The organism is Rhodopseudomonas sp. BR0C11 (genome assembly GCF_010820945.1).
GTDB classification, from domain to species: Bacteria; Pseudomonadota; Alphaproteobacteria; order Rhizobiales; family Xanthobacteraceae; genus Rhodopseudomonas; species Rhodopseudomonas palustris_H.
In genome coordinates this window covers 1-6874 of record NZ_QTKI01000255.1, presented here as the reverse complement: position 1 = coordinate 6874, position 6874 = coordinate 1, and the positions used below count along the sequence as shown (strand labels likewise).

General features: G+C 64.9%; 8 protein-coding genes. 6 read left to right on the top strand and 2 right to left on the bottom strand.

What is annotated here, in order from left to right:
* Positions 1 to 26: 26 nt before the first annotated feature.
* Positions 27 to 860 (bottom strand): aldehyde dehydrogenase family protein, encoded by an 834-nt coding sequence (locus tag DYI24_RS17935; RefSeq protein WP_246701291.1) that lies wholly within the window; start codon positions 858 to 860, stop codon positions 27 to 29.
* A gap of 211 nt (positions 861 to 1071) precedes the next feature.
* Between DYI24_RS17935 and DYI24_RS17930 the strand changes: the two genes are divergently transcribed.
* Both DYI24_RS17930 and DYI24_RS17925 read left to right on the top strand, forming a co-directional pair.
* Positions 1072 to 1479, top strand: a complete 408-nt coding sequence (locus DYI24_RS17930) for a nuclear transport factor 2 family protein (RefSeq protein ID WP_164573266.1) — start codon at positions 1072 to 1074, stop codon at positions 1477 to 1479.
* Entirely contained in the window at positions 1476 to 2870 is a 1395-nt protein-coding gene (locus DYI24_RS17925) for an NAD(P)/FAD-dependent oxidoreductase (RefSeq protein WP_107342370.1), read from the top strand. The genes DYI24_RS17930 and DYI24_RS17925 overlap by 4 nt, the downstream gene beginning before the upstream one ends.
* Before the next feature lie 127 nt (positions 2871 to 2997).
* Here the strand turns inward: DYI24_RS17925 and DYI24_RS17920 are convergent, their stop codons facing one another.
* On the bottom strand, positions 2998 to 3306 hold the full coding sequence (locus tag DYI24_RS17920) for a hypothetical protein (RefSeq protein WP_179906238.1): 309 nt from the start codon (positions 3304 to 3306) through the stop codon (positions 2998 to 3000).
* A gap of 383 nt (positions 3307 to 3689) precedes the next feature.
* Here DYI24_RS17920 and rfbB point away from each other — a divergent pair, with 383 nt between their 5' ends.
* From rfbB to rfbA, 4 genes are all read left to right on the top strand, one after another.
* Positions 3690 to 4751, top strand: coding sequence for a dTDP-glucose 4,6-dehydratase (gene rfbB, locus DYI24_RS17915; RefSeq protein WP_164573265.1), 1062 nt, complete (start codon positions 3690 to 3692; stop codon positions 4749 to 4751).
* Between the two features lie 25 nt (positions 4752 to 4776).
* Complete coding sequence (gene rfbC, locus DYI24_RS17910; protein ID WP_164573264.1) at positions 4777 to 5334, top strand: dTDP-4-dehydrorhamnose 3,5-epimerase; 558 nt, start codon at positions 4777 to 4779, stop codon at positions 5332 to 5334.
* A 4-nt stretch (positions 5335 to 5338) separates the two neighbouring features.
* Positions 5339 to 6232, top strand: a complete 894-nt coding sequence (gene rfbD / locus DYI24_RS17905; RefSeq protein ID WP_164573263.1) for a dTDP-4-dehydrorhamnose reductase — start codon at positions 5339 to 5341, stop codon at positions 6230 to 6232.
* Between the two features lies 1 nt (position 6233).
* Positions 6234 to 6874, top strand: a 641-nt coding sequence (gene rfbA, locus DYI24_RS17900; RefSeq protein WP_164573262.1) for a glucose-1-phosphate thymidylyltransferase RfbA, incomplete at its 3' end; no start/stop codon positions are given.

Genomic DNA, 6874 nt, shown 5'->3' with positions numbered 1-6874 from the left:
ACGACCCGGGCAAGGTCGGCGTCGGGCTAGACGATCATCGGGCTCTTGCCGCCGAGTTCCAGGCTAACCGGAATGATCTTCTTCGCCGCCATCTGATAGATCAGCTCGCCGACCGCCTGCGAGCCGGTGAAGGTCACCTTGGCAACCGCCGGATGCTCGACCAGCGCCGCGCCGCAGTCGCGGCCGGTGCCGCAGATCACGTTGAGCACGCCGTCGGGCAGCAGCTTCGCCATCAGCCGGGCCATTTCGATGGTCGCGTACGGCGCCTCTTCGGAGGCTTTCACCACCACGGTGTTGCCCGCCACCAGCGCCGGGGCGATCTTCAGCATCATCAGCACCAGCGGCACGTTCCACGGCAGAATCGCGGCGACGACGCCGAGCGGCTCGCGGCTGGTGTAGGTGAGGATCTGCGGATCGAACGGCAGCGTCTCGCCCTTCAGTTCCGACGCGAGGCCTGCATACATCGTGGTGATATCGATCGCGGTCGCAACCTCGCCGCGGCACTCGGTACGGATCGCCTTGCCGGTTTCCAGCGCCAGCACGGTGGCGATCACGTCGCTCCGTTCAGCGATTGCGCTCGCCGCAGCCGCTATCAGCTTGCCGCGCTGGCGCGCCGGCGTCGCTGCCCATCCCGGAAACGCTGCGGACGCCGCTTCCACCGCGCCAGCGACATCGTCGCCGGTCGCGGCCGGCGCCTTGCCGATCACTTGCCCGGTTGCAGGATCGATGACGTCGAGCGTGGCACCGCCGACGGACGGCACCAGCGTGTTGCCGATCAGGTGACGGGCTTGGAGTTGCGAGATCACCTCCGTCACGGCGGGGGCAATGGCGGGATTGATGCGGGTGGCGATGTTGATCATCGCATCACCTTGGCGATCCGGCGTCCGCCGCGAAGGTCCAGCGCGGTCCAAGCCATTGGGCCAGACGCCAGCGCTTCGCGTCTGGTCCGCCGAGACCGCGCCATCTGGTTCTAAGGCACCTGCGGCGGCTCGTGACACGCTTTGCATGAAGCTGCCGGCGGGTCCGCATCAATCACGGAAACGCTCGCGCGCCCACCACGATGGAATCGACATGTCCGATCTCGATACTCAGCGATTGCAGACGCTGCATCAGCTCTTCGACGCGTTCAACCGCCACGACGGCGCCGCGGTGATGGCCGCGATGACCGACGACATCGTGTTCGATGTCGCGGCCGGACCCGAGGCCTGCGGTCGCCGCATCGTCGGCACCGCCGATGTCCGCGCTGCGTTCGAGACGACCTTCACGACGTTTCCGGATGTGAGCTGGGAGTGCACCCGCCACGCCGTGTTCGGCGATCGCGGCATCTCCGAGTGGATCTTCCGCGCCACCACCAAGGACGGCGGCAAGATCGAGGCCGAGGGCGTCGATCTGTTCGGCTTCCGCGGCGACAAGATCTTCAGCAAGAGCGCCTTCCGCAAGGATCGCCCGGTGCTGCCGGCCGCGGGGGCATCGGCATGAACAAGCCCGTGAAGACCCCGCCGCTCGCCGCCTACGATCCGCATTACGATCCGCTGGTGAGTGAAGGCCCCGGTCGCAACCGCGACTACGCGCCGACCTACTGGACCGCGACCTGCGGTCCGCTACCCGAAGATGACGGCCCGATCAGCCGTGACACCGATGTCGATGTGGCGATCGTCGGCTCCGGTTTCACCGGCCTGGCGTCCGCCGTATTCCTCGCACGCGAACATGGCATCAAGGCCGCGGTGCTCGAAGCCAATCGCGTTGCCTGGGGCTGCAGCACGCGCAACGGCGGCCAGGGCCAGAATGCCGCCGGCCGGTTGACGCGCTCGCAATGGATCGAGCGTTGGGGCCGCGATATCGCTCTGAAGCTGCACGCCGAAGTCAGCGACGGCTTCGAGACGTTCGAAGAGCTGATCCGCCAGAGCCCGATCGACAGCGAACCACAACGCGGCGGCCATCTCTATATTGCGCATCGCCCGCGCAACTTCGAGAAAATTGCGGCCGAAGCCAAGGTGCTGAGCGAGGTGTTCGGCGAGCCCACCAAGGTGATCTCCGCCGACGAGCTGCGCCGCGACTACGTCAACGAGGCCGAGGCAGTCGGCGCGACGCTGGAGCCCCGCGGCACCGGCGTTCATCCGGCCAAACTCGCCTTCGGCTATCAGCAGATGGCCCGCGACCTCGGCGCCACCGTGCATCCGGGCAGTCCGGTGATCGAGATCGAACACCGCGGCGGCGCGTTCTATCTCCGCACTCCGGGCGGCACCGTGAAAGCGCGCGCGGTCGGCATCGCCACCGGCGCCTACACGGCGCCTGGACTGACGCCGCTGCTGCGCGGCCGCTGCATGCCGATCCTGTCGAACTCGATCGTCACTCGGCCGCTGACTCCGGCCGAGCTCGAAGCCACCGGCTTCAAGACCAAGCTAGTGCTGACCGATACCCGCACGCTTCGTTATTACTACAGGCTGCTGCCGGACAACCGCATCCAGATCGGCAGCCGTTCCTCGATCACCGGCGCCGACGCCGATCATCCCAAGCACCTGCAGCTCCTGATCGACGGCCTGCATCGCAAATTCCCGGCGCTGCAAGGCATCGAGATCGATTACTCGTGGTGGGGCTGGGTCGACGTCAGCCACGACATGATGCCGCGAATCTTCCAGCCCGATCCGGCGCAGAAGCTGGTCTACGCACTCGGCTATGGCGGCAACGGCGTGTCGTATTCGGCCCAGGCCGGGCGCCGCATGGCGCAGATGATCGCCGGACAGCGCTTCAAGGGCCAGGACCTGCCGATCTTCACCTCGCCGCTGCCGACCCACAGCTTCTCGCCGTTCCGCCGGATCGGCCAGCGCATGCTATATCGCTGGTATCACTACCGCGACGAAGCGGCGTAAGCCTTCGCAAGGGCAGGCCTGAACCGAACAGATGCGACCATGAAAAAACCCGGCAGGTTGGACCTGCCGGGTTTTTTGAATTTCGGAAGCTGCACTGACGAAAGCCGCCGGTGAGACAAGATGCCGATCAGGCAGCCTTCTTGAGCGGCCGAACCGTCGCCGTCTTGGCGCGGCGGACGTCGGTTGCGGGCTGCTTGGCGCGCTTGTCGAAAGCATCGCCAGCGGTCAGCACCACCAGGCCAGCGATCCCGGCGAACGCGCCGGCCACCGCGACGGTGATCACCAGCGGATAGCCAAAGGTGTAGATCAACGCGGCGCCGACCACGACGGCATTGAACAGGAAGAAGTACGGCGCCTCCGGGCTGCCATGCGCGGCATCCTTCACCAGCCAGCCGATGACGGGGATTTGGTAGAAGGCTTTCTTCAGGAAACTCAAGGCGCTGCTCCTCTGCCTGGACCGCTGCCATCTGAACGGGAGCATTCGCGGCTCCCGCGGCGGCCCCGCAGCGAGGGGCGTGGCACTGCAAACTTTAGTCTATCGCAACGCAGAAATTGTCAATCACGAATGCGACGGATTTGCATCAGATGGGCGGTCGGAACCATGAAATCGGCAACTTTTCCGTGAACATACCGTGCCGCAACAGACGGAAGTTCCGCGGTAGGAACGGGCGTCGGTGACCAGCTCGCAGTGAAGGTGCGAACAGACCCTGGGCGGTAAGCATCGGAAGCCGTCTCAGGCGGATCTGCTGCCCAAACCGGCCAATGACAAGGTTCTGGTCCAAGGCTAGATTGCGCCCGCAACGACGCTCCAGGATATTGATGACAAAGCGCTTTCTCGTCACCGGCGGAGCCGGCTTCATCGGCTCTGCGGTGGTCCGGCGGCTGATCGGGACCACCCGGCACGAGGTGCTGGTGGTCGACAAGCTGACTTATGCGGGCAATCTCGATTCCCTGGCGCCGGTGTCGGACGATCCGCGCTTCCGGTTCGTCCGTGCCGACATCGTCGAACAGGGCACCATGCGGCTGCTGTTCGAGGAGTTTTCGCCCGATGTGGTGATGCATCTTGCCGCGGAGAGCCATGTCGACCGCTCGATCGACGGTCCCGGCGACTTCATCCAGACCAACATCGTCGGCACCTATTCGCTGCTGCAGGCGGCGCTGGCGCATTGGCGCTCCCTGCCGCCGGCCCGCAAGTCCGGCTTCCGCTTTCACCACATCTCCACCGACGAGGTGTTCGGTTCGCTTGGTGCCGAAGGACTGTTCCGGGAAGACACGCCGTACCAACCGAAATCGCCCTACTCCGCCTCGAAGGCGGGGTCGGACCATCTGGTGCGAGCTTGGCACCACACCTACGGCCTGCCGGTGGTGATCACCAACTGCTCCAACAATTACGGCCCCTATCATTTCCCCGAGAAGCTGATCCCGCTGGCGATCATCAAGGCGCTGCACGGCGAAGCGATCCCGGTGTACGGCACGGGGGCGAACGTTCGCGACTGGCTGCACGTCGAGGATCACGCCGACGCGCTGCTGCTCGCCGCCGAGCGGGGCGAGATCGGCGAAAGCTACAATATCGGCGGACGCAACGAGCGCACCAACCTCGAAGTCGTGCAGGCGATCTGCCGCCTGCTCGATGAACTCGCACCCGATGCGTCGATCGGATCACGGGCAAAGCTGATCAGCTTCGTCACCGACCGCCCCGGTCACGACGCCCGCTACGCGATCGATGCCCGCAAGGTCGAGCGCGAGCTCGGATGGCGTGCGCGCTACACTTTCGACGATGGCCTGCGTCAGACCGTGCAGTGGTATCTCGACAATCGGACCTGGTGGGAGCGGGTCCGTTCAGGGGTGTACCGCGGCGAGCGCCTCGGCGTGGCGGTCTAACGGCGAACGGAGCAACAACAGGGTCATGCTGACAGTGACGTCCACCGCGATCGAGGCGGTGAAGATTATCACGCCGAGAGCATTCGCGGATTCGCGGGGCACGTTTTCCGAAACCTACAACAGGCAGCGCTTCGTCGATCACGGTATTGCGCTCGAATTCGTCCAGGACAACCAATCGATTTCGGCGGCAGTCGGCACCGTTCGCGGGCTGCATTTCCAGAGCGCGCCGTTTGCGCAGGACAAGCTGGTGCGCGTCGCGAAGGGCCGCATCCTGGACGTCGCAGTCGATTTGCGCCGTTCATCGCCGACCTATGGCCGGTGGGTCGCCGAGGAATTGTCCGCCGAGGACGGCAAGCAGTTGCTGATTCCGATCGGCTTCGCCCACGGCTTCTGCACGCTCGAGCCCGACACGGTGGTAGCCTACAAGGTGACCAACTACTATTCGCCGCCGCATGATCTCGGCATCGCCTGGAACGATCCCGATCTTGCCGTGAGTTGGCCTGTCTCTGCCGATCAGGCAGTGCTGTCGGACAAGGATCTGAAATTGCCAGCTTTCGCATCACTGCCGAACTATTTCGAGTAGCGCGATGCGGATCGTCGTTACTGGCCGTCACGGTCAGGTCGCGCAGGCGCTCCAGGAGCGCGCTGCGGGCACAAATGCCGAGATCATCCTCCTGGCCCGGCCGGAGATTGACCTGACGCGCCCGAGCGAGATCGAAACAGCATTGATCGCACGCAAGCCGGACGCGATCGTCAACGCCGCGGCCTACACGGCCGTTGATCAGGCCGAAAGCGAGCCCGACCTCGCTTATGCGGTCAATGCGGAGGGCGCAGGCGCCGTCGCTCGCGCGGCCGCAAAACTCAGTGTGCCAATTGTGCAGCTATCGACCGACTACGTGTTCGACGGCACCGGCGAGCGACCGTATCGCGAAACCGATACGACCAACCCGCTCAGCGTCTATGGCGCCAGCAAGCTCGCCGGCGAGCACGCCGTGGCGGAAGCAGCTGCTGATTACGCGGTGTTGCGGACCTCCTGGGTATATGGCCCGTTCGGCAAGAATTTCGTCCGCACCATGCTGGCCCTGGCCCGGCAGCGCGATGAGGTGCGGGTGGTCTGCGATCAGGTCGGCTCCCCGACCAGCGCGCTCGATATCGCCGACGGGGTGCTGGGCGTCGTCCGGAATCTGCTGGCGGAGCCAACACGTTCCGATTTGCGCGGCATCTTCCACATGACTGCGGACGGGACCGCCACCTGGGCCGAGTTCGCCGAAGCGATTTTCGCCGCATCACGAGCAGCCGGCGGACCATCCGCGAAAGTGATCCCGATTCCGACCACGGAGTATCCGACCCCCGCCCGGCGGCCGGCGAATTCCAGGCTCGACGGCTCGGCGCTCGCCGCCGCTCACGGCATTCGGCTGCCGCACTGGCGGCAATCGCTGCAGCCGTGTATCGAGCGGCTGCTAGCGCAGGACGCAAACTGACATGATCACCAAAGGTATCATTCTGGCTGGTGGCAGCGGAACAAGGCTGCATCCGATGACGGCCGCGGTATCGAAGCAGTTGATGCCGATCTACGACAAACCGCTGATCTATTATCCGCTGGCCACGCTGATGATGGCCGGCATCCGCGACATCCTGGTGATCTCGACGCCGGCCGATCTGCCGCGATTCCAGCAACTGCTTGGCGACGGCGCCTCGTGGGGCATGTCGTTCAGCTATGCCGAGCAGCCGAAGCCCGAAGGGCTGGCGCAGGCATTCGTCATCGGCGCCGATTTCGTGGCCGGCCAGCCGTCCGCTTTGGTGCTCGGCGACAATTTGTTCTACGGCCACGACCTGATCCCTCTGCTGCAGAATGCTGCGCAGCATCCGGAGGGCGCCACCGTGTTCGCCTATCAGGTCAGCGATCCTGAGCGTTATGGCGTCGTCGAGTTCGATTCCGATCAGGTCGCGCGCTCGATCGAGGAGAAGCCGGCACAGCCGCGCTCGAACTGGGCGGTGACCGGGCTTTATTTCTACGACCAGGACGTCGTCGAGATCGCAGCGAACCTGAAGCCCTCCGCACGCGGCGAGCTCGAGATCACCGACGTCAATCGTGCCTACTTGGAACGCGGCAAGCTGCGGGT